Origin of the sequence: Colwellia sp. Bg11-28 (assembly GCF_002836245.1) — a bacterium.
Classification (GTDB): domain Bacteria; phylum Pseudomonadota; class Gammaproteobacteria; order Enterobacterales; family Alteromonadaceae; genus Colwellia; species Colwellia psychrerythraea_A.
Map to the genome: position 1 here is coordinate 1,590,004 of NZ_PJBA01000006.1, position 14,153 is coordinate 1,604,156.

Below are 14,153 nucleotides of genomic sequence, written 5' to 3' on the forward strand. Positions count from 1 at the left end.
GACTAACTATTTTACTGAACTCTCAAAAAAAAACAAAGATGAATTAACATTGTACCGATTGAAAACATGTAATGTTGATTGAACTTCACGGTAATGACTTGCCTGAATAGCCTTGTTCTTCCGCTTTTTTAGACCAGAGAATGGCCTTTTCTTTATCCGCTGTAATACCTTTGCCATCGGCATACAAAAGTCCAAGGTTATACTGAGCCTTTGCATCACCTTGTTCTGCTGCTTTGCTGTACCAATCAAATGCTTGCTTGTAATCCTGAGCAACTCCCTGCCCATTTTCATACATTACTCCAAGACTATACTGAACCCCTGCATTACCGTCTTCAGCGGCTTTGGAATACCATTTTAACGCTTGTTTATAATCTTGTGTAACACCTTTACCATTATAATATATAAGCGCAAGGTGATATTGAGATCTAGGATTGCCTTGTTCGGCTGCCTTAGTGTGCCACTCAATAGCTTGGTTATAATCCTGAGCAACTCCTCTCCCTTTTTCATAAATGATGGCTAGGCTATATTGATCCCTAGCATTACCTTGTTCAGCGGCTTTTCGATACCAGTCAACGGCTTTGGTGTAATCTTGTTTGACTCCTTTTCCTTTCGTATACATATAACCAAGATAGCTTTGAGCCTTTGCACTCCCTTGGCCAGCAGCTTTATTAAAGAGAGTAATAGCTTGGGGGTAATTATTATTTTTATATGCTTCTTTTCCTTTGTCAAAATCATCATTTGCAATTGAAGAAAACGATACAAGTAGAAATAAAAAGTGGGGGAATAAACGCACTGTCAATCATCCTTATTGTTGCTATAAAACAAATAACCTATTTCATCATGGTGACAAGATCAAGATAATTAAAAACTATAAGAATAAATATTCAGCTCTATTTTATTTTACAGTTATCCTTTGTTCTCGCAGAAGACATAAACCTACAATAATTTTATGATGATTTTCTAAGGCTTTCTTATGCCACTGCGAAAGTTAGCCTTTGGAAGTTTATACTGAAAGTTTTTGTTTGTTTTGTTCTAAAACGGACACGGTTGAACAAGCATATTACGTTAACAGTTTCCTGATAGCGGACGTTCCCCTCAGATGAAAATATGTATTTTTGATGATAACTTTTACCAATAAGTCGATCTGTCTGGCTGGTAACTCAGCCAACTTTGCTGTCGTTCACATAATAGCATTGGCATGGCTTAATGAGTAAAGCGGAATAAAAAATTTAAATTATAATTATCTTTTAATGTCATTTAAAAATGGCTGAGATTTTTTGGTGATTAGGAATAACAATAAAAACGAGCGATAGAGTGCCAATAGGTCGAAACATATGACTATGCACATATTCATAATAATTGCTTAGCTCATCGGACTAGCCTTTTCCGTCCATCGAACCTATAATTTTTAGTACTTTTAACATTGACAGTCTTTTTTCATGCCATACGCCTATCATTACTGGGAGATCTATATATGTCATCATCATACGAACGTCGTGGGCGCGCCACATCAAACGAAATGTACAATGGCCTCTCTTTTGTCCAGCATTTCGAGGTCGACCATTTACAGCGCTGTGGAGCGAGGCTTCTGTTTGTGCGTAATGTCTACCGTGGCGATGTGCTCGCTGTACTACGAAACCATAAAGAACTGATGGCCGTTGATTTTGACGGTAGCGTCGAGTTACAACCTAAAATTACTCTGCGTTAATAACGCTATACCTCATTGTTATATTCAATAATAAATACAGATCCCGCGCGACAATCTTTGGATAAAAACCTTCTAAGCAGCACCGGGAATCTTCGGTCTCATGCGATCCAATTGAATTAGAAACGACTAAGAGAAGTTGTTAAGGCATATCGGCCACGATTTCGTAATATAGCCAAAAATAAACGTTCAGATAGAGAAGACGAACGGCAGGAATGAGTTGAAGCAGTCAAAGATATTGTTCTCGTTCTATTACTGTATTTTGTTTTTTGATAATGAAATTAGTCTCAAAACCGATTTTGAGAACGTCCGCTATGCCAATGATCATTAAGTTGGCTGTCAACCTGCTTAAGTCAACTACTGGTGTTCGGTTGGCCTCGATAAACATCCACATTTTCAAAATATCACTTCTGCATTGCGCACAAAGTGAACCTAAAAACATAAATCCCAGAAAGAAAAAAACCCGTTAATCTTTCGAACAACGGGTTTTTCTTAATGTGGCGGTGAGATAGAGATTTGAACTCTAGAAGGGCTACAAACCCTTGCCGGTTTTCAAGACCGGTGCTTTCGACCACTCAGCCATCTCACCTGAAGTTTTCAAGTATAAAGGAGATAAACTACACTCCTTTAATTTGCTTTTAAAGTATTTAAAAGCAAAAAACCGCTAATCTTTCAATTAGCAGTTTTTCTAAATGTGGCGGTGAGATAGAGATTTGAACTCTAGAAGGGCTACAAACCCTTGCCGGTTTTCAAGACCGGTGCTTTCGACCACTCAGCCATCTCACCTGAAGTAAACAAATAAGCTTGTAAAACAATGCTTGCTTGAGAACGAGGCGAATACTAAAGTCTCTCTAATAAGTTGTAAAGCACTATTTTAGCTTTTATGCTTGTTTTCAGTTTGTTTGCTAAAAAAACAGTCAGCTTGCTTTGTTTTTCAGCAATTTATAAAAGTTAGAAGAAGGAATGACACCATGTCAGAAAAAAACACCTGCCGTTGCCCCTGGTTAGACACATCAAAGTTAGATTATGTTAAATACCATGATGAAGAATGGGGAGTTCCTGTAAACGAAGACAAAAAGATGTTTGAATCATTGGTATTAGAATCAGCGCAAGCTGGTTTAAGCTGGTATACCATCTTAAAGAAGCGTGAGGGTTATCGTAAGTTGTTTGCAGACTTTGAGGTCACCAAGGTAGCAAAGTTCACTGATGATGATGTAGAGCGCTTAATGCAAGATGCTTCAATAGTACGTTATCGGCGTAAAATAGAAGCAGCGATTAATAATGCGAAGAGATTTATTGAAATACAGAATGAATTCGGTAGTTTCACCAAGTTTATTTGGTCTTATGTAGATAACAACACTATCGTGAACAATATTAATAGTATTGAAGATTATGTCGCTACCTCGCCTATTAGTGATGCGTTAGCTAAAGATTTAAAAAAACGTGGTTTTAAGTTTCTCGGTTCAACGACACTCTACTCACACTTACAAGCAACAGGTTTAATCAACGATCATTCAAACAGTTGCTTTAGAAAGAATGCCTTTAAACTCTTGTAAATGATAAACCGCATATTTTTACAAACGATCAGGCTGATGGCTGTACTATGTAAAGTAAGAAAGTATAAACATGCAGAGTACTAGAGTTAAAGTGTTGTTAATACTTATAATTTCATTACTGGCTTAACGCTCTTTTGCTACTCTACATGGTAAATAGGAAAAACTATTTTAATTGCTTGTTACAAAAGATAACAAATAATAGCCCCTTTTAAACAAAGCTAAACGTAGTATTTTAAAAATCACCATGCCATAATATGTCATAAGGAACTAAGTTAGCGTAAGTCAGTTATGTATGAAAAGTAAGAAAGACTTGAACTTATCTAAAATGACCTTATCTTAGTTTATAACAAGTAAATAGAATTACATTCTTAAGGAAGTTTTATGCAATCTAATATGAGTTTTCAAACGGCGAGTAAAAGTTCGGCGATAGAAATTAATAAAGTATTGAGAAATACTTACATGCTGTTATCAATGACACTTGCATTTAGTGCCGTAACAGCTGGCGTTTCAATGGCAATGAACCTATCACACGGTGTTGCACTTGTTATGATGCTAGTCGCGTTCGGTTTAATGTTTGTAGTAAACAAAAAAGCTGATTCTGCTAGTGGTGTTTATTGGATTTTTGCTTTTACTGGTTTAATGGGCGCATCATTGGGTCCTATGCTTAGCGCATACGCTGCAATGGATGGTGGTCCGGCAATGATAATGCAAGCACTTGGTGGAACCGCATTAATATTTTTCGCACTGTCAGGTTATGCGCTTACGAGTAAAAAAGACTTCTCATTTATGGGTGGCTTTTTAATGGTAGGTTTGATTGTTGTTGTTGTTGCAAGTCTTGCTAACATCTTCTTTCAAATCCCTGCTCTTTCATTAGCGGTAAGTGCTGCAGTTATCATGATTATGTCTGGTTTAATTTTGTATGATACAAGCCGTATAATTAATGGTGGCGAACGTAACTACATTCGCGCTACGGTTTCTTTGTACTTAAACATATACAACATCTTTGTGCATTTATTGTCGTTACTTGGCGTATTCGGCAGCGATGATTAGTAAATATTAAAAATTTACGCTAAAAAACATTATAATCATTTATAATGTTTTATAATAAAAGCCTCGCGATTGCGGGGCTTTTTTTTACCCTTTTATAGCCCTTTATTGTCTTTTTAAAGTTTGGATGTGTTGTGAAAACTCTTGCTGTAGTAGTAACTACTCCCCCTTATAGCCATTTAACCATCACAGCATTAACGTATGTTGAAACAGCATTAGCCGCTGGTATTAATGTTATTGGTGTCTTCTTTTACCAAGATGGTGCAATGCATGCGAATGAAAACATTAGTATTGCCAGTGATGAATATCAAGCAATAGCGCACTGGCAGCGATTAAATCAACAGTATCAATTACCCCTGCACATTTGTATTACTGCCGCTGAAATGCGTGGTATAGCCTGTGATTCAATGGATAACGAACAAATAAACGAAGCATTTACCGTATCCGGTTTAGGTGAATTGGTTGAGTTAACAACAAAAGCAACACGCTTGGTACAGTTTTAATGACATCATCAGATCAACAAGAAGATAGTAATTTGTCGGAAGTAAATGGCCTGGCAATTATAAATAGCAAAGCCCCATTTAGTAGTAACTATGGTAAAGATGCCCTTGATGTTGCGTTAATCTTTGGCTCATTTGAGCAGAAGGTCTCGCTATTTTTCCAAGGTGATGGTGTTTATCAATTAATTGCGAATCAAGATGCTAGTTTGGTGTCTATTAAAGACTATTTAAAAACATTTTCAGCGTTTGAATTCTACGATATTGAAGACATCTATGTATGCCAACAGTCGTTAGTGAATAGACAGCTTGACGAGGCATTTCATATTGATGATGTGCAAGTATTAGCGAGTGTTGAGTTTGGTAAAGCACTTAATCGCCACCAACATGTACTTAGGTTTTAAGGAAAGTTAATATGAGCACATTACATTTAGTAAGGAAATCAGCTTTTACCACCAATGACTTCGCACAATGCTTAAGTGTACTTGATCAACAAGACTCCATCGTATTGATGGATGATGGTTGTTATAACCTTAAACATTCTTTGATGGGTAGTTTAATCAAGCGAGCTGATAGTACGATCACTATCAATGTTATTACGAATCATGCACAGGCTAGAGCGATTGAAACGATGGCAGAGGTAAAGCATATCGAGATGGTGGATTTAGTTGAACTTACCTTTACCCATAATAAAGTGATCACATGGCAATAATATTAACTTTTGAAAACACTATAATCCCGACAGACAGGCAAGGTTATTTACTTGATCACCTGTTGTGGCAGAAAGATTTAGCGCTAGTCATGGCAAAAAATGATGAATTTGAACTGACAGAGGCACATTGGGAAGTTATAAACTTTGTTAGACAGTTTTACCTAACTTATAACACTTCGCCTGCTATCCGTGCATTGACTAAAGCAATGAAAGCCGAATTTGGTGAAGCTAAAGCTAGCAGTCGTTATTTATACAAGTTATTTCCAGAAGGCCCAGCGAAACAAGCAACTAAATACGCTGGTTTACCAAAACCTGCTCGCTGTATTTAACCGTTAACTAAATACCCCGATAACGGTATACCGAGACTTTACACCTTAATGTTAACTTGAAAACCACTATTACCTGTAGGTGCAGGTAAGTTAGTAGGATTTGCCGATTGAATAAGCTGTAATGCCATTTGCCCTTCTAACTCTTGCTGACTTTTAGATACAGCTGCGCTGAGAAATTCTGCTCCAGACGTTGCTTTCGCTGCTACAGAACTATTTTGATCTAAACTAACTGACATAAACTTCACTCTTCGTGTGATACCAATTTCAATATAGCTTTATCGGCAAAATGATTAATAACTTAAGTCTGTAAACACTAATACTTTAAGCATTCAATAAAAAGAATAATAAGTGCTAGAGTTTTTAATTTCCATCTAAAAAACAAAAAAGCGCATATTACTAAGTAATATGCGCTTTTTTAATTCGTTTCGTTAAATTAAACGAACTTTATTTTAACGGTAAGCTAGGAACCGTAATTCCAGCCATTTCAAGCATAACTTGAACAACTTGACAGCTATAACCAAACTCGTTGTCATACCAAACGTATAATACTGCGCGATCACCATCAACAATTGTTGCTTGTGAATCAACAACACCTGCGTAACGTGAACCCACTAAATCAGTAGAAACGATTTCAGTTGAAGCAGTGTAATCAATTTGATTTTGCAAAGGAGAGTTCAATGAAATATTACGTAAATAATCATTCAATGTTTCTTTATCAGTAGATTTTTTCAAATTCAAGTTCATGATAGCCATTGAAACATTTGGCGTTGGAACACGAATAGCGTTACCTGTTAATAAGCCTTTAAGCTCAGGTAATGCTTTAGCAACTGCTTTTGCAGCACCGGTAGTACTGATAACCATATTCAATGGAGCACTACGTCCGCGACGAGGCGCTGGATGGTAATTATCAATTAAGTTTTGATCATTAGTGTATGAGTGAATCGTTTCAACATGTCCATTGCGAATACCATATTCATCATTAAGCGCTTTTAATACCGGCGTAATCGCATTGGTAGTACAGCTAGCTGCAGAGATGATTTTATCAGTGGCTAAAATCATGTCTTGGTTAACACCATAAACGATATTTTTGATATCGCCTTTAGCAGGAGCAGTTAATAATACTTTAGCAACACCTTTTGATTGTAAATGCTGACCTAAACCATCTTCGTCAGTCCAGATACCTGTATTATCAACAACTAATGCATCCTTAATACCATGCTCAGTGTAATCTACTTCAGCAGGTGATTTTGCATAGATAACTTTAATAAAAGCACCGTTAGCTTTAATTACGTTGTTTTCTTTATCGATAGAAATGCTGCCGTTAAAAGCACCATGAACTGAATCACGACGTAATAAACTTGCGCGTTTCTCTAGGTCATCACCGCCTTTACTTGGACGTAAAACGATAGCACGAAGATTTAATTTAGCATTTGGTCCAGCTCGTTCTATTAATAAACGCGCTAAAAGACGACCGATTCTACCAAAGCCGTAAAGTACTACGTCTTGGCTTTTTTTATCTGAGTTTTCGCGGCTCTCTGCTGATAATTCTTTATCTAAATATTGTTCAATAGAAAGGTCATTGGCTTGGCCAAGGTATAAATAGTTATAAGCTAACTTACCTACATCGATGCGTGCAGGGGTTAAATCCATTTTGTTAATTGCTTCTACAAAAGGGTAACTTTCACGTAAACGCAATTTATTTTCTTCATGCAAAGCAACAGACTTATGCGCTTTAATGATATCAATAGAAGATGAATTTAATAATGGGCGACCATAAACTAAAATTTCAATGCCTTTGTTGCGAAAAAGCTGTCCAATAATTGGTTGCATATTTTCAGCGAACGTTTGACGTTCTTGCCAGCTTGCTTGATACTTTTCCTCAAGATGAGAAGTCATTACTTAAACCTTTTATTTCAGTCAATTGAACATTAGGCTATTATCTCAGGGTACTAAAAGCGATAATAGCTAGTGGAGAGTATATTTACAGGCGTATTGTAATTCAGTATGAAATATTTCTCTATAGTCTACAAAAAACTTTTTGGTATTTTCATGATTAATTTTCGAAAAATAAAGCAACTAAAATCTCGTTATGGCATGAAGTGTGGATCAGCCTTATTAGCACTATTTCTAACTGGTTGTGGAGATAATGCTAACTTAGCGCAACTTTGCCAAGATAATGAAGAGATATGTAATGAATTTGGTCAAGATAGTTGGTGTAAAAGCCAACGGATAGAAGTCGCGTTAAATAGAATTGAAGTTAAAGACAAAAATCTTGATGCCGATAAATATAACTTACTTATTGCGTATGAAGGTTACATAAAATGCATGTCACTGGCTTCACAGATCCAACATATAAAATTAAAAGAAAAAACAACCCTTAGAAAAAAAAATTTATTACAAGCTAAAGCTAATTTATCGCTGTTGTCTGAACAAAGTGCTAATTCTAAACACCCTCACCTACTCTATTATTATTGGTCAAGGGAGTCTAACGAGTTAGCTTTAGAAGAGTTTCTACAATTAGAAGGCTCGGCTATCCTTGAAAATTCAACTGCACAGTATCATTTAGCAACTTATTATGTAAAACGTAATACGAAAAAAACATTAGGCTTATTATATCGAGCGTTAGAGCTTCACCAACCAGGCACAGAGCTATCTCCTGAAGTTTTACAAACACTGACAACAATCTTCACTCAGAAGAAACAATATAAGCAAGCATATATTTGGTTACGTACTTATCAACTTTTATTAGATAAACCAGATGACATGATCGAGACAAGTTTGAATGGTTATCAACAAGCAAAAAAATTAGATGCCGACTTTCTTGATAAAGTAGCTAGCACTACCTTAGCTAAAATTGAAGCTGGGAAATTTACAAGCCCGAGTTACTAAGGTTTATAAAAACAAGATAAGAGAAAGGTAAAGAATAAGCACTAATACTTATTCTTTACTCAATATTGATGTTTATTCTGGGTAGAACTTCAAGCTAAGTGAATTAACACAATAGCGTTTACCTGTTGGTTTTGGTCCATCATCAAAGACATGACCAAGGTGAGATTGACAATTAACACACTGAATCTCGACACGTTGCATACTGTGTGATTCATCTGACTTATAGGCGACTTTAGTTTCAATTGCAGCAAAAAAACTAGGCCAACCACATCCAGCATCAAATTTACTGTCGCTGCTAAACAAAGGTTGTTCACAGCAGGCACAATGATATAAGCCCTGTTGCCAGTGATCGTTATAAATACCACTGAAGGGTTGTTCTGTAGCCGCTAACCGACATACTTTAAAAGCAGCATCGGTTAACTTATCTTTATATTCATCATTATTTTTCATGGTCGTTACGTTTAACCATCAACTAAGATGGTTTCTTTGCCCTTTGTTGACCACTGAACATGATATTTTTTGCCAGCGGTTTTGTCTATGCGTTCAAAAGTGTGAGCACCAAAAAAATCTCGTTGGCCTTGTAATAGATTAGCAGGTAATGTTTCACTGCGCATAGAATCATAATAAGCAAGTGATGAAGACAGTGCACCAATAGGCACACCCTGCATTGTTGCATGACAAATAGCCTTGCGCCAATTGAGTTGACGCTTATTAAGTTCCTTAACGAAAAAGTCATCTAACAGTAAGTTATCTAAGTTTTCATTACGCTCATATGCATTCGTTATTGATTGTAAGAATGCAGCTCTAATAATACAACCGGCGCGCCAAATTTTTGCAATACTTGCAAAATCTAATACCCAACCATGTTCTTTAGCGGCAAGTTTCATTAGCTGGAAACCTTGTGCGTAAGCACAAATTTTAGCGCAGTACATTGCATCATGTAATTGTTCAATAACTTGTTGTTGCTCAGCTGCAGATAAAGGTGCTAGCTGAGGTCCTTCCAATAAAGAAGAGGCTTGAGTTCTCAACTCTTTAAATGAAGAAATAGAACGTGCATATACCGCTTGAGCAATAGTAGGAGCTGGGCAGCCCACTTCTAAACTGCTCATTGCAGTCCAAAGTCCGGTACCTTTTTGCCCTGCTTTATCTAAAATCAACTCAACAAGTGGCGTATTGGTATCAGTGGATTTGTGACGTAATACTTCAACTGATATTTCCATCAAATAACTGTCTAATGGGCCGTCATTCCACTGAGCAAAAATATCCGCAATTTCATCACAGGTTAAATTCAGCCCGGATTTTAATACATGATAAGCTTCACAGATAATTTGCATGTCTGCATATTCAATACCGTTATGGACCATCTTGACATAATGACCGGCTCCCGCTGGTCCAATATAAGCAGCACAAGGCTCGCCTTCAGTGATAACTTGTCCTGGCTTAGTACGGTCTATCGGTTTACCTGTTTCAGCATCAACTTTAGCGGCAATAGCTTCCCAAATAGGTTTAACTCTAGCCCACGCATAAGGAGACCCACTTGGCATTAAAGATGGCCCAAAACGAGCGCCAACTTCGCCCCCTGATACTGCAGAAGAAAACAATAAGAAGTTACTCTTGTACTTCTTTTCTCTAGCAACGGTATCGGTCCAAAGACTGTTACCTGTATCAATGATAATGTCATCCGGTTGAATGCCTGCGCCAATAAGGTTTTCACATACTTGATCAACCGGTGCTCCTGCAGGAACACTTAACACAATTAAGTGTGGTGCTTTAAGTTGTGACAATAATTCAGTATAAGAAGAACATCCATAAACACGTGGAGTATCTGTAGCATTTTCAGCTTCATCTTGAGCAATGACCGCTTGAACTTTTTCATCACTTAAATCGAATGCCGCAATATTAAAGCCATTATCAGCTAAATTAAGCACCAGGTTTTTACCCATAACGCCCAGGCCAATAAAGCCAATGTCACACAACACTTTATCTTGTGTCATAAATGTTTATCCTGTATCAAATAAGGTCAATAGCTTAAATTAATCGGCTATTCTTCAAAATTTTTCGCATTCTACCATCTATTTTGAAAAGTATTGTACAAAATGAATAAATAAATAAGCTCAATAATAGTATTTTCGTAATTTAGTCAAAATATTACCATAAAATTGAAATTACCCGTCATAAATAGCATCTTTTCCTTGTATTAATCTCAAAATGGTGTAATTTTACTACATATTGAATTTGAGAGGTTCACCATGAAAATTAAAGTTGGCATAAATGGTTTTGGCCGTATTGGTCGTTTTGTATTCAGAGCTGCTGTAGAGCGTGATGATATTGAAGTTGTTGGTATCAACGATTTAATGGACATTGAATACATGGCGTATATGTTGAAGTATGATTCAACACATGGCCGTTTTAAAGGTACTGTTGATGTTGTTGACGGGAAATTAATTGTTAACGGTAATCCAGTTCGTGTTACTGCAGAACGTAACCCTGAAAATTTACAATGGAATGATATCGATGTAGATGTTGTTGTTGAAGCTACCGGTTTATTCCTAACTGATGAGACTGCACGTAAACATATTACAGCCGGCGCTAAGCAAGTTGTTTTAAGTGCACCTTCAAAAGATGATACCCCTATGTTTGTTTGTGGTGTCAACTTAAACGAATATAAAGGCCAAGAAATAGTTTCTAATGCTTCATGTACTACCAACTGTTTAGCACCTATTGCTAAGGTCTTAAATGACAATTGGGGCATCCAAGATGGTTTAATGACTACTGTACATGCGACAACAGCCACTCAGAAAACTGTTGATAGCCCATCAACTAAAGACTGGCGCGGTGGTCGTGGTGCAGGACAGAACATTATACCTTCAACTACTGGTGCTGCTAAAGCGGTAGGTAAAGTAATTCCAGCGTTAAATGGTAAATTAACTGGCATGGCATTTCGAGTTCCAACGCCTGACGTTTCTGTCGTTGATTTAACTGTTAACCTGATAAAACCAGCAACTTACGCTGAAATTTGTCAAGCGATGAGTGCTGCCGCCGAAGGCGAGTTGAACGGTATTTTAGGTTACACTGAAGATGCTGTTGTTTCTAACGACTTCATTGGTGAAACTTGTACTTCAGTTTTTGATGCGAAAGCGGGTATTGCGTTAACTGATACTTTCGTTAAAGTTGTTTCTTGGTATGATAATGAAATTGGTTATTCAAACAAGGTATTAGATCTTGTTGCTTTCATCAGCCAATATGAAAAATAAGTAATATTTTATATAAATCAAATCTATATAAATAAAAAAGCTAGGTCATTGACCTAGCTTTTTTTGTTTACGCGATAGTAAAAATTCAATGATACCAATCGGACTAATTTATTAATGACTTAGCGGATGGTAGCGTTAATTTGTTGTAATACTAATTGAGGATCAACAGCTTTGGTAATTGGACGTCCGATCACCAAATAGTCTACGCCAACATCAATTGCCTGTTTTGGAGTCATAATGCGTTGTTGATCGTCTTGTGCTGAGCCCGCAGGTCTAATTCCTGGCGTAATCAGTTTAAACTCTTTACCCAAGTCTGCCTTTAATTGCTCTGCTTCCCAAGCTGAACAAACAACGCCATCTAAGCCGCTTTGTTTTGTTAAGTTAGCTAAAAAGTTAACTTGCTCTGCTGGTGTTTTATTAATACCTAAGCCATGAAGGTCTTCTTGTCCCATACTTGTTAGCACGGTTACGGCTATTAATAATGGTGCATCATTGCCATAATTATCTAATGCCTGTTTCGCTTTAGTCATCATCTGACTGCCACCACTGGCATGCACGTTTACCATCCATACACCTAAATCAGCCGCAGCAGTAACTGCTTTTGCCACCGTATTAGGAATATCATGAAATTTAAGATCAAGAAATACGTCAAAGCCTTTACCCGTTAGTTGCTTAACAAATTCAGGGCCGAAATAAGTAAACATTTCTTTGCCAACCTTTAAGCGGGCATCTGTAGGCTGAATCTTATCAACAAAAGATAAGGCATCTTGTTTTTTATCAAAGTCTAAGGCGACAACTACTTTTGGATCGTTCATGGTTTTTCCTATTCTCAATTCTTTCTCGCGATTTAAATCGCTATTACTGTTCAAGTTAAATTAATAAATGCTAGATTCACAGCTAGTTTCTTCAATATTGAGGAAAGCGCAGGGAGCTGACGGTAGTCAGTGAGTACGGTTGACAAAAATATTGATGAAACTAGCAAAGAAGCTAATTTTTATTCGCCTTCGAGACCACGCACTGGTTTAAGCTGTTCCCACTCGTGACATGATGGGCACGACCAATAATGGGTTGAACTGTCAAAACCACAAGTACGACAACTGTATCTATGCTTAACTTTTAAATATTCACTAATTAATTCTTTAATTAAATCTAAACTAGTATTACTAACATCAGTATTAGAGGGTGTCATTTGCATATTTACAAAGTGTTCGAAGCCACGGATAGTCGGTCTACGCTTTAGTGCTGACAAAATAAAATCTAGTGCCTTCTTCTTACCATGTTTATTTTCAACATGGCTAAGATAACAAATTAAAGCGCTAGAGCTAGCTGTCTCGTCATAAACCTTTTTAATAAAGCTATAGAATTCATCCAGTGCATCTAATCGAGTATAACAAGCTAACATAGGGTCAATAACATCAGGAAAGAACTCATTATCTTGATGATAGATGGCTTGGTAACACTTAGCCGCTAACTCACATTGCTCGTGGTTTTCATAAATCTTTGCCATCAACCAATTAGCGCGGCATGAATTGGGATCGAGTAAAAGTGCTTGCTCTAGTAACTCAATCACCTCAATAAATTGATCTTTTTCAAAAGCCGTTGTTGCTAATTCACAATAAAAATTAGCTAACGTATGCAGTGAACGTTTATCGTTATATTTAACAATTAACTTTTGTCTATCTATGCCCTGCTGCCAATCTTTAGTGGATTGAAATATTTTTAATAAATAGGTTAAAGATTTTAGACCGTAGTCCTTTGACTTTAATAATTTAATAAACATGGTTTCAGCACGGTCATATAAACCTGCGCTTAGGAAGTCTTTTCCTAACTCAAAGACCGCTTGCTGCTTATCTTTAGTAGGCAAGTGATTAAGTCTAACAAGATGTTCATGAACTTTTAATGCACGGTCTAATTCGCCACGTTTACGGAATAAATTGGCCATAGCGAAATGGGCTTCAACACTATCGTCCTCAACTTTTAAAGCATCAAGCAGTGAATCGATAGCCTTATCTTGTTGATTAGATAATAAATAATTCAACCCTGTTGAGTATTTTATCGATAAATCTTGTTTTGCAATTTGTTGGTTTTGTTTGATGCTATTACGGCCCATAAACCAGCCATAGGCCATGGCAACGGGTAATAATAAAAAGAGTAATTCAATCAT

At 36.8% G+C, this 14,153-nt stretch carries 15 protein-coding genes and 2 tRNA genes; 8 read left to right on the forward strand and 9 right to left on the reverse strand.

The features are described from left to right. Positions 1-85 precede the first annotated feature (85 nt). The 3 genes from CXF79_RS14115 to CXF79_RS14125 form a co-directional block, all read right to left on the reverse strand. A complete protein-coding gene (locus tag CXF79_RS14115) occupies positions 86-793 on the reverse strand; it encodes a tetratricopeptide repeat protein (protein ID WP_011043221.1) in 708 nt (235 codons plus the stop codon). 1,410 nt (positions 794-2,203) lie between these two features. Further along, a tRNA-Ser gene (locus CXF79_RS14120) sits at positions 2,204-2,294 on the reverse strand. A gap of 106 nt (positions 2,295-2,400) precedes the next feature. After that, positions 2,401-2,491, reverse strand: a tRNA-Ser gene (locus CXF79_RS14125). Between the two features lie 185 nt (positions 2,492-2,676). Here CXF79_RS14125 and CXF79_RS14130 point away from each other — a divergent pair. The 6 genes from CXF79_RS14130 (at position 2,677) to CXF79_RS14155 (ending at position 5,846) form a co-directional block, all read left to right on the forward strand. Beyond that, on the forward strand, positions 2,677-3,261 hold the full coding sequence (locus CXF79_RS14130) for a DNA-3-methyladenine glycosylase I (protein ID WP_101155703.1): 585 nt from the start codon (positions 2,677-2,679) through the stop codon (positions 3,259-3,261). 381 nt (positions 3,262-3,642) lie between these two features. Beyond that, positions 3,643-4,311, forward strand: coding sequence for a Bax inhibitor-1/YccA family protein (locus tag CXF79_RS14135; RefSeq protein ID WP_011043164.1), 669 nt, complete (start codon positions 3,643-3,645; stop codon positions 4,309-4,311). A 131-nt stretch (positions 4,312-4,442) separates the two neighbouring features. Beyond that, complete coding sequence (gene tusD / locus CXF79_RS14140; RefSeq protein WP_101155705.1) at positions 4,443-4,811, forward strand: sulfurtransferase complex subunit TusD; 369 nt, start codon at positions 4,443-4,445, stop codon at positions 4,809-4,811. Then, positions 4,811-5,209: a sulfurtransferase complex subunit TusC gene (gene tusC / locus CXF79_RS14145; RefSeq protein ID WP_041736900.1), complete on the forward strand. Its 399-nt coding sequence runs from the start codon at positions 4,811-4,813 to the stop codon at positions 5,207-5,209. Before tusD ends, tusC begins: the two co-directional genes overlap by 1 nt. Positions 5,210-5,220: 11 nt before the next feature. Beyond that, a complete protein-coding gene (gene tusB, locus CXF79_RS14150; protein WP_101155707.1) occupies positions 5,221-5,517 on the forward strand; it encodes a sulfurtransferase complex subunit TusB in 297 nt (98 codons plus the stop codon). Further along, positions 5,517-5,846 carry a TusE/DsrC/DsvC family sulfur relay protein gene (locus CXF79_RS14155; RefSeq protein ID WP_198560085.1) on the forward strand — a complete coding sequence of 110 codons (330 nt, stop codon included), beginning with the start codon at positions 5,517-5,519 and terminating at the stop codon, positions 5,844-5,846. Before tusB ends, CXF79_RS14155 begins: the two co-directional genes overlap by 1 nt. A 38-nt stretch (positions 5,847-5,884) precedes the next feature. On the opposite strand, the gene CXF79_RS14160 is transcribed toward CXF79_RS14155, so the two are convergent. Both CXF79_RS14160 and CXF79_RS14165 read right to left on the reverse strand, forming a co-directional pair. Next, on the reverse strand, positions 5,885-6,082 hold the full coding sequence (locus CXF79_RS14160) for a hypothetical protein (protein ID WP_101155711.1): 198 nt from the start codon (positions 6,080-6,082) through the stop codon (positions 5,885-5,887). 208 nt (positions 6,083-6,290) lie between these two features. Beyond that, on the reverse strand, positions 6,291-7,742 hold the full coding sequence (locus tag CXF79_RS14165) for a glyceraldehyde-3-phosphate dehydrogenase (RefSeq protein WP_101155713.1): 1,452 nt from the start codon (positions 7,740-7,742) through the stop codon (positions 6,291-6,293). Between the two features lie 153 nt (positions 7,743-7,895). Here CXF79_RS14165 and CXF79_RS14170 point away from each other — a divergent pair, with 153 nt between their 5' ends. Next, positions 7,896-8,735: a DUF2989 domain-containing protein gene (locus CXF79_RS14170; RefSeq protein WP_232769184.1), complete on the forward strand. Its 840-nt coding sequence runs from the start codon at positions 7,896-7,898 to the stop codon at positions 8,733-8,735. 72 nt (positions 8,736-8,807) lie between these two features. Here CXF79_RS14170 and msrB read toward each other — a convergent pair whose 3' ends face one another. Together msrB and gndA are read right to left on the reverse strand one after the other, a co-directional pair. Then, entirely contained in the window at positions 8,808-9,185 is a 378-nt protein-coding gene (gene msrB / locus CXF79_RS14175) for a peptide-methionine (R)-S-oxide reductase MsrB (protein WP_101155715.1), read from the reverse strand. Between the two features lie 11 nt (positions 9,186-9,196). Continuing rightward, entirely contained in the window at positions 9,197-10,729 is a 1,533-nt protein-coding gene (gndA, locus tag CXF79_RS14180) for an NADP-dependent phosphogluconate dehydrogenase (protein WP_011043155.1), read from the reverse strand. A gap of 255 nt (positions 10,730-10,984) precedes the next feature. Between gndA and gap the strand changes: the two genes are divergently transcribed. After that, positions 10,985-11,989 carry a type I glyceraldehyde-3-phosphate dehydrogenase gene (gene gap, locus CXF79_RS14185; protein WP_011043154.1) on the forward strand — a complete coding sequence of 335 codons (1,005 nt, stop codon included), beginning with the start codon at positions 10,985-10,987 and terminating at the stop codon, positions 11,987-11,989. A gap of 119 nt (positions 11,990-12,108) precedes the next feature. Here gap and pyrF read toward each other — a convergent pair whose 3' ends face one another. Together pyrF and lapB are read right to left on the reverse strand one after the other, a co-directional pair. Beyond that, positions 12,109-12,804, reverse strand: a complete 696-nt coding sequence (gene pyrF, locus CXF79_RS14190) for an orotidine-5'-phosphate decarboxylase (RefSeq protein WP_101155717.1) — start codon at positions 12,802-12,804, stop codon at positions 12,109-12,111. A 179-nt stretch (positions 12,805-12,983) separates the two neighbouring features. Continuing rightward, complete coding sequence (gene lapB, locus CXF79_RS14195; RefSeq protein WP_011043152.1) at positions 12,984-14,153, reverse strand: lipopolysaccharide assembly protein LapB; 1,170 nt, start codon at positions 14,151-14,153, stop codon at positions 12,984-12,986.

Bases quoted from the DNA above. Each gene is read 5' to 3' on its own strand.
- CXF79_RS14165 (WP_101155713.1), bottom strand. From the start codon at position 7,742: ATGACTTCTCATCTTGAGGAAAAGTATCAAGCAAGCTGGCAAGAACGT.
- gap (WP_011043154.1), top strand. From the start codon at position 10,985: ATGAAAATTAAAGTTGGCATAAATGGTTTTGGCCGTATTGGTCGTTTT.
- lapB (WP_011043152.1), bottom strand. From the start codon at position 14,153: ATGATTGAATTACTCTTTTTATTATTACCCGTTGCCATGGCCTATGGC.
- pyrF (WP_101155717.1), bottom strand. From the start codon at position 12,804: ATGAACGATCCAAAAGTAGTTGTCGCCTTAGACTTTGATAAAAAACAA.
- tusC (WP_041736900.1), top strand. From the start codon at position 4,811: ATGACATCATCAGATCAACAAGAAGATAGTAATTTGTCGGAAGTAAAT.
- CXF79_RS14170 (WP_232769184.1), top strand. From the start codon at position 7,896: ATGATTAATTTTCGAAAAATAAAGCAACTAAAATCTCGTTATGGCATG.
- msrB (WP_101155715.1), bottom strand. From the start codon at position 9,185: ATGAAAAATAATGATGAATATAAAGATAAGTTAACCGATGCTGCTTTT.
- CXF79_RS14135 (WP_011043164.1), top strand. From the start codon at position 3,643: ATGCAATCTAATATGAGTTTTCAAACGGCGAGTAAAAGTTCGGCGATA.
- gndA (WP_011043155.1), bottom strand. From the start codon at position 10,729: ATGACACAAGATAAAGTGTTGTGTGACATTGGCTTTATTGGCCTGGGC.
- tusB (WP_101155707.1), top strand. From the start codon at position 5,221: ATGAGCACATTACATTTAGTAAGGAAATCAGCTTTTACCACCAATGAC.
- CXF79_RS14130 (WP_101155703.1), top strand. From the start codon at position 2,677: ATGTCAGAAAAAAACACCTGCCGTTGCCCCTGGTTAGACACATCAAAG.
- CXF79_RS14160 (WP_101155711.1), bottom strand. From the start codon at position 6,082: ATGTCAGTTAGTTTAGATCAAAATAGTTCTGTAGCAGCGAAAGCAACG.